At 69.4% G+C, this 16,165-nt stretch carries 12 protein-coding genes; 4 read left to right on the top strand and 8 right to left on the bottom strand.

Annotated features, from left to right (window positions below):
• Nucleotides 1–110: 110 nt before the first annotated feature.
• On the top strand, nt 111–299 hold the full coding sequence (locus QMZ26_RS18965; protein WP_283222352.1) for a hypothetical protein: 189 nt from the start codon (nt 111–113) through the stop codon (nt 297–299).
• 30 nt (nt 300–329) lie between these two features.
• On the top strand, nt 330–632 hold the full coding sequence (locus tag QMZ26_RS18960; protein ID WP_108747211.1) for a DUF962 domain-containing protein: 303 nt from the start codon (nt 330–332) through the stop codon (nt 630–632).
• Nucleotides 633–695: 63 nt separating this feature from the next.
• On the opposite strand, the gene QMZ26_RS18955 is transcribed toward QMZ26_RS18960, so the two are convergent.
• From QMZ26_RS18955 to nudE, 4 genes are read right to left on the bottom strand one after another with little or no spacing between them, the layout of a single operon-like run.
• Nucleotides 696–1,022: a YnfA family protein gene (locus QMZ26_RS18955; protein ID WP_079222853.1), complete on the bottom strand. Its 327-nt coding sequence runs from the start codon at nt 1,020–1,022 to the stop codon at nt 696–698.
• On the bottom strand, nt 1,019–1,852 hold the full coding sequence (mazG, locus tag QMZ26_RS18950; RefSeq protein WP_283222351.1) for a nucleoside triphosphate pyrophosphohydrolase: 834 nt from the start codon (nt 1,850–1,852) through the stop codon (nt 1,019–1,021). The genes QMZ26_RS18955 and mazG overlap by 4 nt, the downstream gene beginning before the upstream one ends.
• A 13-nt stretch (nt 1,853–1,865) precedes the next feature.
• On the bottom strand, nt 1,866–2,669 hold the full coding sequence (gene cysQ, locus QMZ26_RS18945; RefSeq protein ID WP_108747213.1) for a 3'(2'),5'-bisphosphate nucleotidase CysQ: 804 nt from the start codon (nt 2,667–2,669) through the stop codon (nt 1,866–1,868).
• On the bottom strand, nt 2,669–3,229 hold the full coding sequence (gene nudE, locus QMZ26_RS18940; protein WP_283222350.1) for an ADP compounds hydrolase NudE: 561 nt from the start codon (nt 3,227–3,229) through the stop codon (nt 2,669–2,671). Before nudE ends, cysQ begins: the two co-directional genes overlap by 1 nt.
• A 77-nt stretch (nt 3,230–3,306) precedes the next feature.
• Between nudE and bioA the strand changes: the two genes are divergently transcribed.
• Nucleotides 3,307–4,698: an adenosylmethionine--8-amino-7-oxononanoate transaminase gene (gene bioA, locus QMZ26_RS18935; protein ID WP_283222349.1), complete on the top strand. Its 1,392-nt coding sequence runs from the start codon at nt 3,307–3,309 to the stop codon at nt 4,696–4,698.
• The gene (locus QMZ26_RS18930) at nt 4,689–5,426 is read left to right on the top strand and encodes a 16S rRNA (uracil(1498)-N(3))-methyltransferase (RefSeq protein ID WP_079222858.1); all 738 of its coding nucleotides are present in this window, start codon (nt 4,689–4,691) and stop codon (nt 5,424–5,426) included. Before bioA ends, QMZ26_RS18930 begins: the two co-directional genes overlap by 10 nt.
• 86 nt (nt 5,427–5,512) lie before the next feature.
• Here the strand turns inward: QMZ26_RS18930 and QMZ26_RS18925 are convergent, their stop codons facing one another.
• From QMZ26_RS18925 to QMZ26_RS18910, 4 genes are all read right to left on the bottom strand, one after another.
• Entirely contained in the window at nt 5,513–5,977 is a 465-nt protein-coding gene (locus tag QMZ26_RS18925) for a chemotaxis protein CheW (protein WP_079222859.1), read from the bottom strand.
• Nucleotides 5,974–7,311, bottom strand: coding sequence for a chemotaxis protein CheB (locus tag QMZ26_RS18920; protein ID WP_283222348.1), 1,338 nt, complete (start codon nt 7,309–7,311; stop codon nt 5,974–5,976). Before QMZ26_RS18920 ends, QMZ26_RS18925 begins: the two co-directional genes overlap by 4 nt.
• Nucleotides 7,298–14,017: an Hpt domain-containing protein gene (locus QMZ26_RS18915; protein WP_283222347.1), complete on the bottom strand. Its 6,720-nt coding sequence runs from the start codon at nt 14,015–14,017 to the stop codon at nt 7,298–7,300. The genes QMZ26_RS18920 and QMZ26_RS18915 overlap by 14 nt, the downstream gene beginning before the upstream one ends.
• A 100-nt stretch (nt 14,018–14,117) precedes the next feature.
• The gene (locus QMZ26_RS18910) at nt 14,118–16,154 is read right to left on the bottom strand and encodes a methyl-accepting chemotaxis protein (RefSeq protein ID WP_079222861.1); all 2,037 of its coding nucleotides are present in this window, start codon (nt 16,152–16,154) and stop codon (nt 14,118–14,120) included.
• Nucleotides 16,155–16,165 lie beyond the last annotated feature (11 nt).

Genomic DNA, 16,165 nt, shown 5'->3' with positions numbered 1-16,165 from the left:
TCCGCAGATCCATGCTTGTCGGTCCCTCCACCCTGGCTCCTACATACCTCGTAGGAGCCGGGGGGAACATACAAGCCATGCTCGGCTGCCTCTGCCAAAAGTAGCCGGGCATGGCTCGGCTCTACGGAAAATCAAAAGCAGCCGAGCATGGCTCGGCTCTACAGAAGATCGAAAGCAGCCGAGCATGGCTCGGCTCTACAGAAGATCAAAAGCAGTCGAGCAAGCTCGACTCTACGGAATATCAAAAGCAGCCGGGCATGGCTCGGCTCTACAACGGGCGAACTCAACAAGGCGCATGATGTAGTCGGTCATCGCCCCGGAGCACGTGCATGTCCCGCTTCGCCAGCTTCCGCGAGTTCTACCCGTTCTACCTGGACGAACACCGCCATCCGGTCTCGCGACGCCTGCACTTCATCGGCAGTTGTGGCGTACTGCTGCTGGTGGCCGCAGCGCTGCTGCGCGGCCAGCCGATGCTGCTGCTCGCGGCACTGGCATGCGGCTATGGGTTCGCCTGGGTCGGCCATTTCTTCTTCGAGAAGAACCGCCCGGCTACCTTCCGCCACCCGCTGTACTCGTTCGTCGGCGACTGGGTGATGTTCGCCGACATCCTGCGCGGCCGGATCAAGTGGTGACCCGTTTTTGTAGCAGAGCCAGCCGAGCATGGGCTCGGCTCTACAGAGAAGCAGGCGCCGCCATCACACCGGCTGGCGCGGCCCGAACATGATCACCGCCATGCCCGCCAGGCACAGTGCGGCACCCAGCAGGTCCCAGCGGCTGGGGCGGATGCCATCGACCAGCCACAGCCAGAACAGCGCGGTGCCGATGTAGACGCCACCGTAGGCGGCATACACGCGGCCGCTGGCGGTGGGGTGCAGGGTCAGCAGCCAGGCAAACAGGGCCAGGCTGGCCGCAGCCGGCAGCAGCAGCCACACGCTGCCGCCCTTGCGCAGCCACAGCCACGGCAGGTAGCAGCCGACGATCTCTGCCAGCGCAGTCAGCAGGAACAGGGCGAGGGTCTTCACGCCTTCTCCGCGGCCTTGGCGTGCTGCCACAGCGCTTCCTGCGCATCCAGGTCCAGCGCGGCCAGACTTTCGCCCTGCGCGCCCGCCTGCGCTTCCATTGCCCGGAAGCGCCGCTCGAACTTGTGGTTGGCACCGCGCAGGGCCGCGCCCAGGTCGAGGTCGGCATGGCGCGCCAGGTTGGCGCAGACGAACAGCAGGTCGCCCAGTTCTTCCTGCAGCCGCGCCTTGTTGCCGGCGACGTCGCCGCGCTCGAATTCCTCGCGCAGTTCCTGCAGTTCCTCGGCAGCCTTGTCCAGCACCGGCAGCGGACCGGGCCAGTCGAAGCCGACCTTGGCCGCGCGCGACTGCAGCTTCACCGCACGCTGCCACTCGGGCAGCCCGCGCGAGATGCCGGCCAGCGCCGAGGTGTCCTGGTCGCCCTTGGCGGCACGCTCGGCACGCTTGATCGCGTCCCAGTTGCGCATCACGCCATCGGCATCGTCCACGCTGGCATCGGCGAACACGTGCGGATGGCGGCGCTGCATCTTGTCGCTGATCGCGCGCGCCACGTCGGCGAAGGCGAACGCTCCCTGCTCCTCGGCCATGCGCGCATGGAACACGACCTGCAGGAGCAGGTCGCCCAGTTCGTCGCAGAGGTCGTCCAGGTCGCCACGATCGATCGCATCGGCGACCTCGTAGGCTTCCTCGATGGTGTACGGGGCGATGGTGGCGAAGTCCTGCTCCAGGTCCCAGGGACAACCGCCCTGCGGATCGCGCAGCCGCGCCATGATCGCCAGCAGGCGCTCCAGTTCGGTGCTGGCGGCACTGCCGGCGGTGGGGATGTCGCTCATGCGGGCTCCAGGGTCAGTCGGACAGCCAGTCCCGCCACGGCAGGCTGGTGTCGCCAAGGGCGATGAAATCGCCGTTCAACAGGGTGCTGCGGCGGTTGTAGCGGAACGGCTTGCCGCTGCTGGCCGAGAGCACCGCCCCCCCGGCAGCGTGCAGCACGCACTGGCCGGCGGCGGTGTCCCATTCGGAGGTCGGGCCCAGCCGCGGGTACACGTCCAGGCCGCCCTCGGCGATGCGGCAGAACTTCAGCGACGAGCCCTGCGCCACGGTTTCGATGTCGCCCATGCGCTCGAGCAGGGCGATGGTTTCCGGCGAGCGGTGCGAGCGGCTGGCGGCCACCCGCAGCGGCGCGGTGGCCGGCGTGCGGGTGCGCAGCACGCTGTCGTGCAGGCCCTGGCGGCGGTAAGCCAGCTCGCCGCGCATGGCGTGCCAGACGATGCCGGTGACCGGCGCCTGGACCACGCCGAAGGCCGGCGCGCCTTGGTAGATCAGCGCGATGTTGACGCTGAATTCGCCGTTGCGCTTGACGAATTCGCGGGTGCCATCCAGCGGGTCGACCAGCCAGTAGGCGCCCCAGTGCTGGCGCTGTTCCCACGGCACCATCGCCGATTCCTCGGACAGGATCGGCAGGTCCGGGGTCAGCTGGCGCAGGCCCTGCTGGATGACCCGGTCGGCGGCGAGATCGGCGGCGGTGACCGGGCTGTCATCGGCCTTCAGGGTGACATCGAAGCCGTCGCTGTAGACCTGCATGATCGCCTGCCCCGCTTCCTGGGCAATGGCGATCGTGGTTTCGCGCAGCTCGGTGGTCAGCTTGATCATCAGCGCCCCTGCAGCCACTGGCGCGCGATGAACAGCGCGGCCAGCGAGCGCCCTTCGGAGAAGTCCTCGCGCAGCATCAGCTGGTCCAGGTCGGCCAGCTTCCACGGCACCACCTCCAGCTCTTCCGGCTCGTCGCCGGCCAGCTTTTCCGGGTAGAGGTCGCGCGCCACCACCAGCCACGACTGGTGGCTCATGTAGGTCGGTGCCAGGGTCATCGCGCGCAGCACGTCGACGCGGCGGGCGCCATAGCCGGCCTCTTCCTTCAGTTCGCGGTCGGCGGCCTGCTCGGGCGTTTCGCCGGCATCGATGCGGCCCTTGACCAGGCCCAGCTCGTAGCGGTGCACGCCGGCAGCGTATTCACGCACCAACAGGACGGTCTCCTCGTCCAGCATCGGCACCACCACCACCGCGCCATGGCCACGGCTGACCAGGCGCTCGAAACGGCGGTGTTCACCGTTGGAGAACTCCAGGTCCAGGTGCTGGCGCTGGAAGGGACCGTTCTCCTCGTCGGTGATCCGGTGGATGATCGGCAGGCGACGGCCGCTGCGGTCGTCGTTCATGCGGAATCTCCGTGGCGGCCGGCGCGTGCGCCGGGGCCGATAGAATGTGCAGGCAGCAACATGTTCATGAGCCCGAAATGCTAGCAGACCCAACCCCCTCCCCGCTGCCCCGGCAGTGGCAGCAACGCGACCTGCAGGTGCTGTGGCACCCGTGCACGCAGATGCGCGAGCATCCGGACACGCTGCCGCTGGTGCCGATCGCGCGTGGCCAGGGCGCCTGGCTGATCGACCACGACGGCAACCGCTACCTGGATGCGGTCAGCAGCTGGTGGACGAATCTGTTCGGTCATGCCGAACCGCGCATCGGCGCGGCCATCGCCGCCCAGGCCGGGCAGCTGGAACAGGTGATGCTGGCCGGGTTCAGCCATGAACCGGCGATCACCCTGGCCGAACGCCTGCTGGCGCTGGCGCCGCGCCAGCCCGGCCGCGCGCCGCTGGCCAAGGTCTTTTACGCCGACAACGGCTCGGCCGGGGTGGAAGTGGCACTGAAGATGGCGTTCCAGTACTTCCAGAACCGCGGCGAGACCCGGCGCACACGCTTCATCGCGCTGGAAAACGGCTACCACGGCGAGACCCTGGGGGCGCTGGCGCTGGGCGACATCCCGCTGTACCGCCGCGTGTACGCGCCGCTGCTGGCCGAGGGCCTGTTCGCGCCCTCCCCCGATGCCTACCTGGCCGAACCGGGCCAGAGCGCGGCCGACCGTGCGCGGCAGGCCGCCGATGGCCTGGCCACCCTGTTCGACCAGCACCCCGGCGAGATCTGCGCGGTGATCCTGGAACCGCGCCTGCAATGCGCCGGCGGCATGCGCATGCATGACCCGGTCTACCTGCAGCGCGTGCGCGAGCTGTGCGATGCGCACGGCGCGTTCATGATCGCCGACGAGATCGCCACCGGCTTCGGCCGCACCGGCACGATGTTCGCCTGCGAACAGGCCGGGGTGATGCCCGACCTGATGTGCCTGTCCAAGGGCCTGACCGGCGGCTTCCTGCCGCTGGCCGCGGTGCTGGCCACGCAGGCGCTGTACGACGCCTTCCTCGATGAGTCGCGCGAGCGCGCCTTCCTGCATTCGCACAGCTACACTGGCAACCCGCTGGCGTGTGCGGCCGCCCTGGCCACACTGGATATCTTCCGCGACGAGGACATGGTCGCGCGCAACCGTGGCACCGCCGCGGTGATGGGCACGCTGGCCGCGCCCTTCGCCGACCACCCGCACGTGGCCGACGTGCGCCAGGCCGGCATGGTGGTGGCCTTCGAACTGTCGCGCAACGGCAACCGGCGCACGCCGTTCAACCCGACGCTGCGGCTTGGCCTGCACGCCTACAAGGCCGCGCTGAAACGCGGCGTGGTACTGCGCCCGCTGGGCGACGTGCTGTACTGGATGCCACCTTACTGCGTGGATGACGAACAACTGGAGCTGCTGGCACATACCACGCTGGCAGCCATCGACGAGGCGATTGCATGCGCGTGACCCGCTGCCCCATCGACCTGGCGCTGCACAGCGGCCAGACCGTGACCCTGCCGGAAGAGACGGCCAACCACCTGGTACGGGTGATGCGCCTGCGCGAAGGCGATGCCTGCGTGCTGTTCAACGGTGATGGCCACGATTACAGCGCCACCCTGACCGTGGCCGGCAAGCGCGAGGTGCAGGTGCGCATCGACGCGGTGCAGGCCGTGGACAACGAATCGCCGCTGGTGATCACCCTGCTGCAGGGCATCGCCCGTGGCGAGAAGATGGACCTGATCCTGCAGAAGGCCACCGAGCTGGGCGTGGGCGCCATCGTGCCGGTGAATGCCGAGCGCACCGAGGTGAAGCTGGATGCGGCGCGTGCGGAAAAGCGCGTGGCGCACTGGAACAATGTGGTGACCTCGGCGTGCGGCCAGTCCGGGCGTGCGCGCATTCCGCAGGTGGGCCCGCCGCTGTCGCTGGCCCAGGCAGCGGCGGCGCTGCCGGCCGATACGCTGCGGCTGACGCTGGACCCGCAGGGCGCGCACCGGCTGTCGACGCTGCAGGCCGCGCCGTCCGGTGGCATCGTCATTGCGATCGGTCCGGAAGGTGGCTGGTCGCCGCGTGATCGCGACCAGCTGGCGGCGGCCGGTTTCCAGGGGCTGCAGCTGGGCCCGCGCATCCTGCGCACCGAAACCGCGGGCCTGGCTGCGATTGCAGCGTTGCAGGCACGGCTGGGGGATCTGGGGTAAGGGGCGGATCGCGCGACCGCTGCGCTCGCCGGGCATGGCCCGGCGCTACCACCGTCCGGTAGCGCCGGGCCATGCCCGGCGGATGGTCAGGCGGCCAGCGAATCCAGCGCGGATTCCAGCGCGTCCAGGTTCGGCAGCAGCGCGCTGCGTTCACCCAGCAGCACGCGCATGTGCACGATGTCCGGCAGGGTTTCTTCCGAAGCGTCGGCCAGCAGGCCGTCACGCGGCACGGCAATCAGCTGCGGGAAGTTCTGCGTCAGCAGCGCGTAGTACGGGCGCTGTGCGTTGCCGCTGAGGGCCTTCAGCACCACCACCTTGTTGTGGCCGCCGACCACTTCATCGCCCAGGCCGGACAGGCGGGCGAAGGACAGCAGCGGCACCTGCCAGCCGTGCCAGGCGATCTGCCCGACCAGCCAGCGCGGTGCGTCGGCCACCGGTTCGACCGGCACGCGCGACATCATTTCGGCCACCGTGGCATTGGGCAGCAGCACGCGTTCGCCACCGGACTGGATCAGGACGCCACGGATTTCATCGTTGCTTGCGTAGCTCATGGCGTCTCTCCGTTGTCCTCGTCCACGCCCCAGCGCGCGGCGATGGCCCGCGCCAGTTCCTGCGGTTCGCCGGCGACCATGCCGGCAGCCACCACGGCGGTCGCCGCGGCGGGGTCATAGCAGCCTTCACCCACCTGCCCGGCCACCCAGGCACCGGCGGCGGCCAGATCCAGCGCCGGGCCGACATGGGCCAGGTCGGCACCACTGAGCAGGATCAGGGCGCTGTGTTCGGCCGGCAGGCCGGCAATCGATACACCCAGCGGATCGGTCTGGAAATGCAGGCCATCGGCGGCGGCACGCACGCCGATGTCGTCGGACAGGATGTGGACTTCGCCCGGCGTTGCGCGCTGGCCGGCTTCGGCCAGCTGCACCGGCAGCGGCGAAACCCGCGCCATCTGCTTGACCAGGTTGCCGTAGCGGCCACCGTCCAGGCGCATGTGCACCAGCACCGGCACGGCCAGCCCGGTCGGCAGCGCGCCCAGCAGGCGGCGCAGCGCATCGGGACCGCCAATGCCGGCCAGCACCAGCAGCGAGCCGGCGCGCGCGCCGGCCGGTAGGCCGGCATCCAGGTCGACCAGGCTCAGGTGGCCGGTCTCGAAGGACGGCACTGCGGGCGGCTCGTTGCGCGTGGGCGCGGCGGCAGGCGCATCGGCGGCCTCATCAACCAGCGACCACGCGGTGTGATCGAAGGACACCGGCGGCGGCACGGGGGCGTCGGCAGCGGGTGCCTCGGCTGCATCAGCGGCCGGCTCCGGCGGCAGCGCCTGCAGGGCCGCCAGGTGCTGTTCCAGCGACACCGGCTCGGCGAACGTGGGCGACGGCGTCGGCGGTGCGTACAGGCTGTCGGCGGGCACATCGCCGGCCCAGTCCTGGGCCTGCTCCATGTGCGCGTGCAGTACCTCGTCCTTCGGCGGCACCGGCGGCGGCGAAGGCCGGCCCGGTTCCAGCTGCAGGCTGGGTTCGTCCTCGGCGCCCGGCGGCAGCACCTGCTGGTGGCCGTGCAGCTTGGCCGACAGGTGGCGGCCCCAGCGCTGCGCTTCCCAGCCATCGCGGCGCGCGGCCAGTTCGGCCTCGTCGAACACCAGGGTCAGGCCCGGCGCCGACAATGCCGGCTCCAGGCGCTCCAGCGCGTCTTCGATGGCCGCTTCCAGGGCGATCACCACGAACTGCGGATGGGCATCGGCCAGCGCCTGCGGCTCCAGCGTGACCGGATCATCTTCCAGCACGATCTGCACATCGGCATGGGCCAGCGCTTCGCGCAGGCGCTCGCGTGCTGCGCCCGGGCGGGCCAGCAGGGCAACGGCCGGAACCGGATTGACGTCACTCACGGACACGGGCGATCCCCAGCAGGTCATACACGTTACGCATCAGGTCCAGCTCCTGGTACGGCTTGCCCAGGTAGCGCTGCACGCCGATCTCGAAGGCGCGCTGGCGATGCTTGTCGCCGCTGCGCGAGGTGATCATCACGATCGGCACATCCTTGTAGCGCGGGTCGGCGCGCATCGCGGTGGCCAGCTCGTACCCGTCCATGCGCGGCATTTCGATGTCCAGCAGCATCAGGTCGGGCACGCGTTCTTCCAGCTGCTCCAGTGCTTCGACACCGTCGCGGGCGACGCTGACCTCGAAGTTGTGACGCTCCAGGATGCGGCCGGTGACCTTGCGCATGGTCAGCGAATCGTCGACCACCATCACCAGCGGTACCTGGCGGTCCTGGCGCGGTGCGTTTTCCTGCACCGGCGCGATCGGGTTGGCCAGGTAACGGCGCACCAGCGGTGCCACGTCGAGGATGACCACCACGCGGCCATCGCCGGTGATGGTGGCACCGTAGATGCCGGGCACCGACGCGATCTGCAGGCCGACCGGCTTCACCACGATTTCGCGGTTGCCCAGCACCTGGTCGATCGCCACGGCGGCACGCAGGTCGCCGGCGCGGACCAGCAGCAGCGGCACCTGGTCCTGGCCGTCGGCGCGCGCCGGGGCCTGCCCGACCAGGCTGCCCAGGTCGTACAGCGGATAGTCTTCGCCGCTGTAGCGGTAGCTGCTGTCGGCGGCTTCGAACCGCTCGCGCGACAGGCGGCCGATACCACTGACCGACGCCACCGGCACGGCGAAGGTGGTTTCGCCGATCTGCACGAACACGGCCTGGGTGACGGCCAGCGTCTGCGGCAGGCGCAGGGTGAAGCGCACGCCCTGGCCACGCACCGACTGGATGTCGACCGAGCCGCCGAGCTGGCGCACTTCGTTGCGCACCACGTCCATGCCCACGCCACGTCCAGCCAGCTGGCTGACCTGGTCGGCGGTGGTGAAGCCGGAGGCAAAGATCAGGTTGTCCAGTTCCTGCTCGTTCGGCGCGGCATCGGCGGCCAGCAGGCCACGGTCGATGGCACGGCGGCGGATCGCCTCGCGGTCCAGGCCGGCACCGTCATCGGCCACTTCCAGCACGATTTCCGAGCCTTCGCGGTGCAGGCGGATGGCGATCTCGCCTTCTTCCGGCTTGCCGGCAGCGCGACGCTGTTCCGGTGCTTCCAGGCCGTGGGCCACCGAGTTGCGCAGCATGTGTTCCAGCGGCGCGACCATGCGGTCCAGGACGTTGCGGTCCAGTTCGCCGTGGGTACCTTCCAGGGTCAGGTGGACCTGCTTGCTGGTGTCCATGCCCGCCTGGCGGACGACACGGCGCAGGCGCGGCACCAGGCCGTCGAACGGCACCATGCGCGCACGCATCAGGCCGTCCTGCAGTTCCGAGCTGACGCGCGACTGCTGCTGCAGCAGGGAGTCGTACTGGCGCGACAGATCGTCCAGCACGCCCTGCAGGCCACCCAAGTCGGCTGCGGACTCGTTCAGCGCACGGCTGAGCTGCTGCAGGGTCGAGAAGCGGTCCAGTTCCAGCGGATCGAACTTCTGGTCGGCCTGGTCCTGCTCGCGCTGGTAACGGGCGACGATCTGCGCTTCGGTTTCCAGATCGAGGCGGCGCAGCTGGTCGCGCAGTCGCGCATTGGTGCGCTCCAGTTCGCCCATGGCGCCACGGAAGGCACCCAGCTGCTGCTCCAGGCGCGAGCGGTAGATCGCCACTTCACCGGCATGGTTGACCAGGCGGTCGAGCAGGTCGGCGCGCACGCGCACCTGTTCCTGCTGCGGGCGGGCCAGCGGATCTTCGTCCGGCGTGCCTTCCACCGGCAGCGGTGCCGACAGCGGTGCGTCGGCCAGGGCCAGCGGCGCGGCGGCAACCGGTGCCTCGACGGCCTCCTCGGCGATGCCTGCGCTGGTGCTGGCGGCAACGGCGGCGTCGCTGCGGGTACGAGCCTCGAAGGCCTCCACCAGATCCTGCGCCGGCTCGACCACGCGGTGGTCGCCGGTGCGGGTGAGCAGCTGGTGCAGGCGGTCGAAGCCCCGCTCCAGCAGCTGCACGTCGCGGCGCTCGATCTCGGTGCGGCCGGCGGCCACGGCTTCCAGCAGCGATTCGATGCTGTGGCCGAGGTCGCCGATGGCATTGATGCCGGCCATGCGCGCACCGCCCTTGAGCGTGTGCAGGTCGCGCTGCAGCCCGGCCACCACTTCGCGGTCCTGCGGTGCATCGCGCAGCTCGCTGATCAGCCCGTCGCAGTGGTCGAGCAGGTCCTTGCCTTCCTCGACGAAGATGTCGACCAGCTCGCGGTCATAGATGCTGAAGTCGAGCTGTTCGGCGTCGGCTTCGACAGCTTCCACCGCTTCGACAGCTTCCACCTCTTCGACCGCCTCAGCTTCCACAGCGGCCACTTCAGGCGCCTGCGCGACGGCAGCCTGGCTGTGACCCGGCGCCTCTTCCATCTCGAACAGGCGCACCGGCGCGGCGGCATCGGCCACGGCATCGGTCGACACGTCGTCAATCACCGTCGCCGGGGACGGCAGGTCGGCGCTCTCTCCTTCACCGACCGCCGCCTCCCCGCCGACGTCCGCATCCTCGGCAAAGGCTTCCGCCTCGCCCGGCGCGAGTTCGCTGGCCTGCAGGCCGAGCACCGGCCACTGGCCATCCTCGTCCTGCGCCTGTTCTTCCTCGATCACGTGCAGGCCGGCGTCGAGCGCGGCTTCCAGCGAGACCGGTTCTGCGAAGCCCGGCACAGCCATTTCATCCTGAAGGCTGGATGCGTCGCTGTCGAGCGCCAGGGCCTCGATGTCTTCATCGGCATCTTCGATGACCGGCGCCTGCATAGGAGCTTCCGAGGCAATTGCGTCATTCTCCGCCGCAGCCTCGGCGTCTTCCGGATCCCGGTCGTCCACAGGCAGCGCGCTGGCGTCCAGGTAGGGCGACAGGTCGTCGACGGCAGTGAGACCGGCGGCATCGACGTCGATCGCCACCGGCGCGACGTCCACCGCGTCCTGCGCGGTTTCGATGGTTTCGGGGGTCTCTACTGTGCCTGCCTCGCCGGTCGCCGTCGGCAGCGTTGCGGCCGCCTCCGGCATCGACGGCCAGCCGGCGTCGAAGTAGCGCGACAGGTCTTCGCCACCGGTCAGTTCGGCGGCAGCCAGGCCGATGTCCGGTGCGGTGACGGTGTCGGTGCCGGTGTCGACCACAGCCTCGGCCAGGGCCGCTGCGTCCGGTTCCTCCGCCAGGGCCAGTCCGGTGATTTCAGCGGGCGCCTCGATCGGTGCTTCGACCGCTTCAACCTCGGGCTCGACAGGCGTTTCGTCGGCGATGACTTCGGCTTCGGCTTCGATGGGCGTTTCGACAGCGGCGACGTCGGCTTCGATCCCGTCCAGCTCGTCGTCGTCCAGGTCCAGGCCGACCATCGGCCAGCGTGCTTCCGGCAGCTCAGCGGCCAGCGCCTGCAGGCGCTGCGCCAGCTCGGCCTGCGGTGCGATGCGCGGCTGTTCAGCCTGCAGCGCTTCCATGGTCGCGCTGATCGCCTGCGCGGTCGCCTGCAACGCACCCAGCGCCTCGGCGCCCGGCACTACCTCGGCGGCCAGCGCACGCTTGATGTAGGACTCGGCAGCGCCGGTGACGGCAGTGATCTCCGGCACTTCGGTCATCGCGAAGGCGCCGTTCATGGTGTGCACGGCGCGCAGCAGCGCATCGTTCACCGGCTGCTCGGCCTGCTGTGCCGACTGCAGCCACTGCTGCAGCGTTGCCAGGTGGACGTCCACCTCGGCTTCCAGGATCTCGCGCAGCACGCTGTCGATGTTGGCCGGCGTACCGACCGGCTCGGCCACGGGCTCGGCGGCAAACGCATCGACCTCGGCCGGCACGGCCGGCTGCGGTGCAGCGGCAACCGGCAGCGGCACGTAGAAGGTTTCCTCACCTGCGGCAACGCGATCGGCAATGGCCTGCATTGCCTGCAGATCGACGGTGACACGCTGGCCATCGCGCAGCGCGGCGTTCAGCTGCGGCAGCGCGGCGTTGGCGTGGTCGACCATCGCCAGCACGGCCGGGGTGGCTGCACGCTTGCCCTCAAGCACGCGGTTGAGCATGCCCTCGATCTTCCAGGCAAATTCGCCGAGGGTACGGGCGCCAACCAGGCGGCCACTGCCCTTGAGGGTGTGGAAGACGCGGCGGATCGGGCGCAGCCGGTCCATGTTGTCCGGCTGCGTGCGCCAGGCCGGCAGCAGCGCACCGAGATTGCCCATCTCGTCGTCGAACTCTTCCAGGAACACCTCGCGGATGTCCTGGTCGATGTTCTCGGCGTCATCGTCGAAACCGGCCTCGAAGCCAGCCGCTTCGACGGCCTCGACGGCCTGGGCGGCGACGTCGGCAACCGGTGCGGCCGGTGCGGCCTGCGGGTCGAATTCGGCGGCCGCGGCGCTCAGTTCAGCGAAGAACTGCGCGTCGGCCTCGCTGAAATCGATCGGCGCAATGGTATCGACGTCGACCAGGGACACGGTCGCGGCAGGTGCCGCAACGGTCGCCAGGCCCTCGTCCGCGCCGGTCTCGGCGGCGGCCAACGCTTCGATCATTTCGACCGGCGCAGCCTCGGCAGCGACGTCGGCCATGTCGATGTGCTCGACCGGCTCGATGGTCGCGGCAGGCGCCAGTGCTTCGACCGGCGCAGCCTCGACGGCGTCGGCGAACTCGACCACCGGCTGCGGCGCGTCCAGTTCCTCGTCCAGCGACAACGTTTCCATCGCCTGCAGCGACAGCACGTCATCAGCGTTGTCCAGGGCGCTGTTGTCGAAGTGGAACACCACATCGTCCAGCATCGCCGGGGCGTCATGCTCGGCGGCCACCGGGTCGAACGCCGGGGCAGCGGAAAGCTCCAGCGAAGCGCCCGTGGCGGCTTCGTCCAGCGCGGCAAAGCCGAAGTCCTCGACGCTGTCTTCCAGCACCAGCGCGTCGCCTTCATCGGTCTGTGCATCGGCCACCTCGGACAACGACCACTGCGGGGCCACCTGCACGTGCTCGGCGCCCACCGGGTCGAAGCTGACCGAGTCGAAGCTGACCGGATCGAAGCTGTTGAAGGTCGGCGCGCGCTCATCGGCGGCGGGCGCAGGCTCGTGGCTGCCCAGTTCCCACTGCGGCACGCTCGGTGCCGGCGCAGTGGAAGCGGCGAACAGCAACGACGCCGGTTCGGCCTGTTCCGGGGTGGCGGCAGTGTCCTGCCCGCCCAGCGCACCGAACATCAGGCTGTTGTCGGCCACCGGCGCAGCAGGCAGCGGATCGAAGGTGAAGTCCGGCAGCGACGGCGGGACCTCGCCCGGCGCCGGTGCGGCAGGCTGCACGTCGATCTCCACCGGATCCAGCTGCAGCGGCGCGGAGGCCACTGCCACCCCTTCTCGCACGATGGGCTGCACCGCGTCGGCGTCGGCCTCGGCACCGGCGCTGGCGCGCTCGGGCAGCGGCCAGTAGCGCAGGGTTTCCAGGCTGCTGCGGGTGATGTCGAGAATGTCTTCGCGACCCGGGCGGCGGTCACGCAGCGCTTCCAGGTAGTACTCCAGGCTGGCCATGGCATCGGCCAGCGTGTCCAGCTGGCGGCCACTGGGCACGCGCTGGCGGCCGATCAGTTCGGCCTCGATGTACTGCTGCACGCCACGCAGGTAGTCGGCGGCGGTGCCCAGGTCGAGCATGCGCAGTGCACCGGACACATCGCCCAGCAGGCGCGGCACGTCCTGCAGCTCGGCATGGTTCCAGCTGGTTTCGATGAACGCGACGAAATGCTCGCGGGCGGCGGCGAAATTGGCGATCGCCTCGTGCGCCAGCACTTCCACCGTGCGCCGGTTCTCCACCGCGCTCGGGTCATCCTCGCCACTGCCACCGGCGCCCAGATGGGCGACCTGGTCGTCCAGCGACGCGTCGACATAGAGCAGTGCGCCGGCGATATCCAGCAGCATGTCCTCGTCGATCTGCTGGCGGCCTTCGACCACGGCCAGCAACGCATCGCGCTGCTGCGCGACCACGTTGCGGGCAGCGCCCAGGCCCATCATGCCCAGCGTATCGCCGACGGCGCCCAGCTTGGTCACCTGTTCCTGCAGCTGCTGCGGCGCACCGCCGGTGCGCAGATGCAGGTCCAGAGCATCCTTGACCTGCAGCAGTTCTTCCTTGACCGCGCTGCCAACGGTGTCGAGCAGCTCGCGGTTGCGTCCGCTCAGGCTGCCACGGGCGTGGTCCAGCTCGGCTTCGGTGGCGCTGACGCTGTCCGGTGCAAAGGCGAACAGCACGCTGTCATTCACGCCTTCCTCGCCACGCGCGGCGCGGATCTCGTTCAGCAGCGGCATCAGCACGATGGGAATATCGCGGTGGCCGTTCTGCAGGCGTTCCAGGTAATCGGGCAGCAGCACGCTGCCGCGCATCAGCGTGGCGCAGGCTTCATCGCGGTCGGCCACGCGGCCTTCGCCGACAGCCACGGCCAGCTGTTCCAGTTCCTCGGCCACCATCGCCGGGGCATACAGCTCGACCATGCGCAGGGTGCCCTGCACCTGGTGCAGGTAGCCGGCGCAGATGCGCATGCGGCTGCCGTCAGCCGGGTCCTCGGCGAAGTACTCGACCTCGTGGCGCACCTGGCGCAGGGTCTCGTCCAGCTCCGGCTTGACCCAGCCCAGCGCTGCATGGCTCATCGCATCGCGCAGGCTGCTCATGGACGCGCTCCGGTCGCCGCCGCGCGGAGGCCGCGCGCATTCTGGCGTGGAAAATGGAAATGCTTCATCGAATGATTCCTTGCTCGCCGCCCTGCCCGCGTCACGCCGGCAGCTTGAAGTCGGCGACCGAACGACGCAGGTCGGCCGCCAACTGCGCCAGGTGGCCGATCGACTCGGCGGTCTGACCGGCACCCTGCGAGGTCTGGCCGGTGATCTGGCGGATCACGCCCATCGTGCGGGTGATGTCCGAGGCCGCCGCGGACTGCTGCTGGGCGGCGATGGAGATGTTCTTGATGAGGGTATTGAGGGCGTTGGACACGCGCTCGATCTCGGTCAGTGCGGTGCCGGCGTCCTCGGCCAGGCGCGCACCGGACACCACTTCGGCGGTGGTCTGTTCCATCGAGGTGACCGCTTCGTTGGTATCGGCCTGAATGGCCTGGACCAGGTTTTCGATGCGTCGGGTCGCACCCGAGGTACGTTCTGCCAGGCGCTGCACTTCGTCGGCCACGACCGCGAAACCGCGACCGGCTTCACCGGCCGATGCGGCCTGCACGGCGGCGTTCAACGCCAGGATGTTGGTCTGCTCGGAAATGTCGTTGATCAGTTCCACGATCGAGCCGATCTCCTGCGAGGACTCGCCCAGGCGCTTGATGCGCTTGGAGGTTTCCTGGATCTGGTCGCGGATCTGGTCCATGCCCTGGATGGTTTCGCGCACCACGCCGGCACCCTCGGCGGCGATGACCACCGAGCGCTGTGCCACGTCGGCCGACTCGGCCGAGTTGCGCGACACCTGTTCGATGCTCGCTGCGATTTCGCCGATGCGGTCCGAGGCCGAGGTGATCTGGTTGGCCTGGTGGCCGGCGGCCTCCGCCAGCTGCATCGCGGTGGCCTGGGTTTCCTGGGTGGACACGGCGACCTTGGCCGAGGTGTCGTTGATGGTGGTCACCAGGTGGCGCAGTTCGTCCACGGCGTAGTTGATCGCGTCTGCGATCGCGCCGGTCATGTCCTCGGTCACCGAGGCCTTCACCGTCAGGTCGCCCTCACCCAGCGAGGAGATTTCGTCCAGCAGCCGCATGATCGCCTGCTGGTTGCGGCTGTTGAATTCCACCTGGGTCTGGTAACGCAGTTCCTGCTCGCGCGAACGGCTGCGCACGCTGGTGGAGACGAAGCCGATGATCGCGATCAGCGACAGCGCACCGGACACCACGCCGATCCAGAAGTTCGGGAACAGGCGGGTATCGGACACCGAGCCGAACGAGGAGAACGCTTCGAACAGCTTGCGGCTGTCGTCCAGCATGCGCGCCGAGCCCTGGCCCAGCGCGTTGGCTGCCGACTGCGCGGCAAACAGCTGGCGCGAGCTGGCCAGGATCGCGTCGGCGTCCTGCTTCATCGCCTCCCACTTCTGCTGCGACTGTTCCAGCGCGGCCACGGCGCCGGCACCGCGCACAGCGGTGATGCCGAGGTCTTCATTGCCGTTGCGCAGGCCATCGAGCACCTGCGAGAACACGGTGATGTCGCGGGCCAGCGCGTCGCCCGAAGCGGCCGCGGCGGTGCCGCCGGCGCGCATTTCGGTCACGCGACGGGCCATCGAACCGGCCACCACGACCTGCTGCAGGGCGCTGTACACCTGCGATGCCGGGGCACCGGAGGCGGACATCGCGCGCACCAGCTCGTTCAGCTGGGCCTGCAGGCCCGGCACGGCGCCGGTGAAGTTGTTGGCGTTGCCGGCCAGCGCAAGCACCGCCGGCTCGCTGGCCACCAGCTGGCCAGCCTGCTTGCCCAGCGGCGTCCAGGTGTCGGACAGGCGGGTGATCGCCTTGGACACGCCCGGCTCGTTGCCGTAGCGGCCCTGCAGCGTGGACACGTTCTGCTCGATGGCGTTGCGGGTGGCCTTGAAGGCGGTGAACGACTGCGCGTTGCCGCCCACGGCGTCACGGCCCTGGTTGGCCAGCTGCTGCGAGAGCACCTGCAGGTCGGCCGCCTTGGAGCCGGCGTCGGCCAGGCGGCTGCCCTGCCAGGTGGATACGCCGGTGTTCACACCGAACAGGATCATCGACAGGGCCAGCAGGGCCAGCCAGAGGTTGCTGCCGCCCAGCCGCAGCTTGCCGGTCTTGGGGGCGTCCGAAGCAGTACTCATCGTTCAACCTC

The sequence above is a fragment of the Stenotrophomonas sp. PFBMAA-4 genome, from assembly GCF_030053215.1.
Lineage (GTDB): Bacteria > Pseudomonadota > Gammaproteobacteria > Xanthomonadales > Xanthomonadaceae > Stenotrophomonas.
The sequence above is the reverse complement of the archived record's forward strand: the minus strand, read 5'-3'. Positions and strand labels throughout refer to the sequence as shown.

Coding starts and splice junctions, on each gene's coding strand:
- QMZ26_RS18965 (WP_283222352.1), top strand. CDS start 111: ATGGCTCGGCTCTACGGAAAATCAAAAGCAGCCGAGCATGGCTCGGCT.
- QMZ26_RS18960 (WP_108747211.1), top strand. CDS start 330: ATGTCCCGCTTCGCCAGCTTCCGCGAGTTCTACCCGTTCTACCTGGAC.
- mazG (WP_283222351.1), bottom strand. CDS start 1,852: ATGAGCGACATCCCCACCGCCGGCAGTGCCGCCAGCACCGAACTGGAG.
- cysQ (WP_108747213.1), bottom strand. CDS start 2,669: ATGATCAAGCTGACCACCGAGCTGCGCGAAACCACGATCGCCATTGCC.
- nudE (WP_283222350.1), bottom strand. CDS start 3,229: ATGAACGACGACCGCAGCGGCCGTCGCCTGCCGATCATCCACCGGATC.
- bioA (WP_283222349.1), top strand. CDS start 3,307: ATGCTAGCAGACCCAACCCCCTCCCCGCTGCCCCGGCAGTGGCAGCAA.
- QMZ26_RS18930 (WP_079222858.1), top strand. CDS start 4,689: ATGCGCGTGACCCGCTGCCCCATCGACCTGGCGCTGCACAGCGGCCAG.
- QMZ26_RS18925 (WP_079222859.1), bottom strand. CDS start 5,977: ATGAGCTACGCAAGCAACGATGAAATCCGTGGCGTCCTGATCCAGTCC.
- QMZ26_RS18915 (WP_283222347.1), bottom strand. CDS start 14,017: ATGAGCAGCCTGCGCGATGCGATGAGCCATGCAGCGCTGGGCTGGGTC.
- QMZ26_RS18910 (WP_079222861.1), bottom strand. CDS start 16,154: ATGAGTACTGCTTCGGACGCCCCCAAGACCGGCAAGCTGCGGCTGGGC.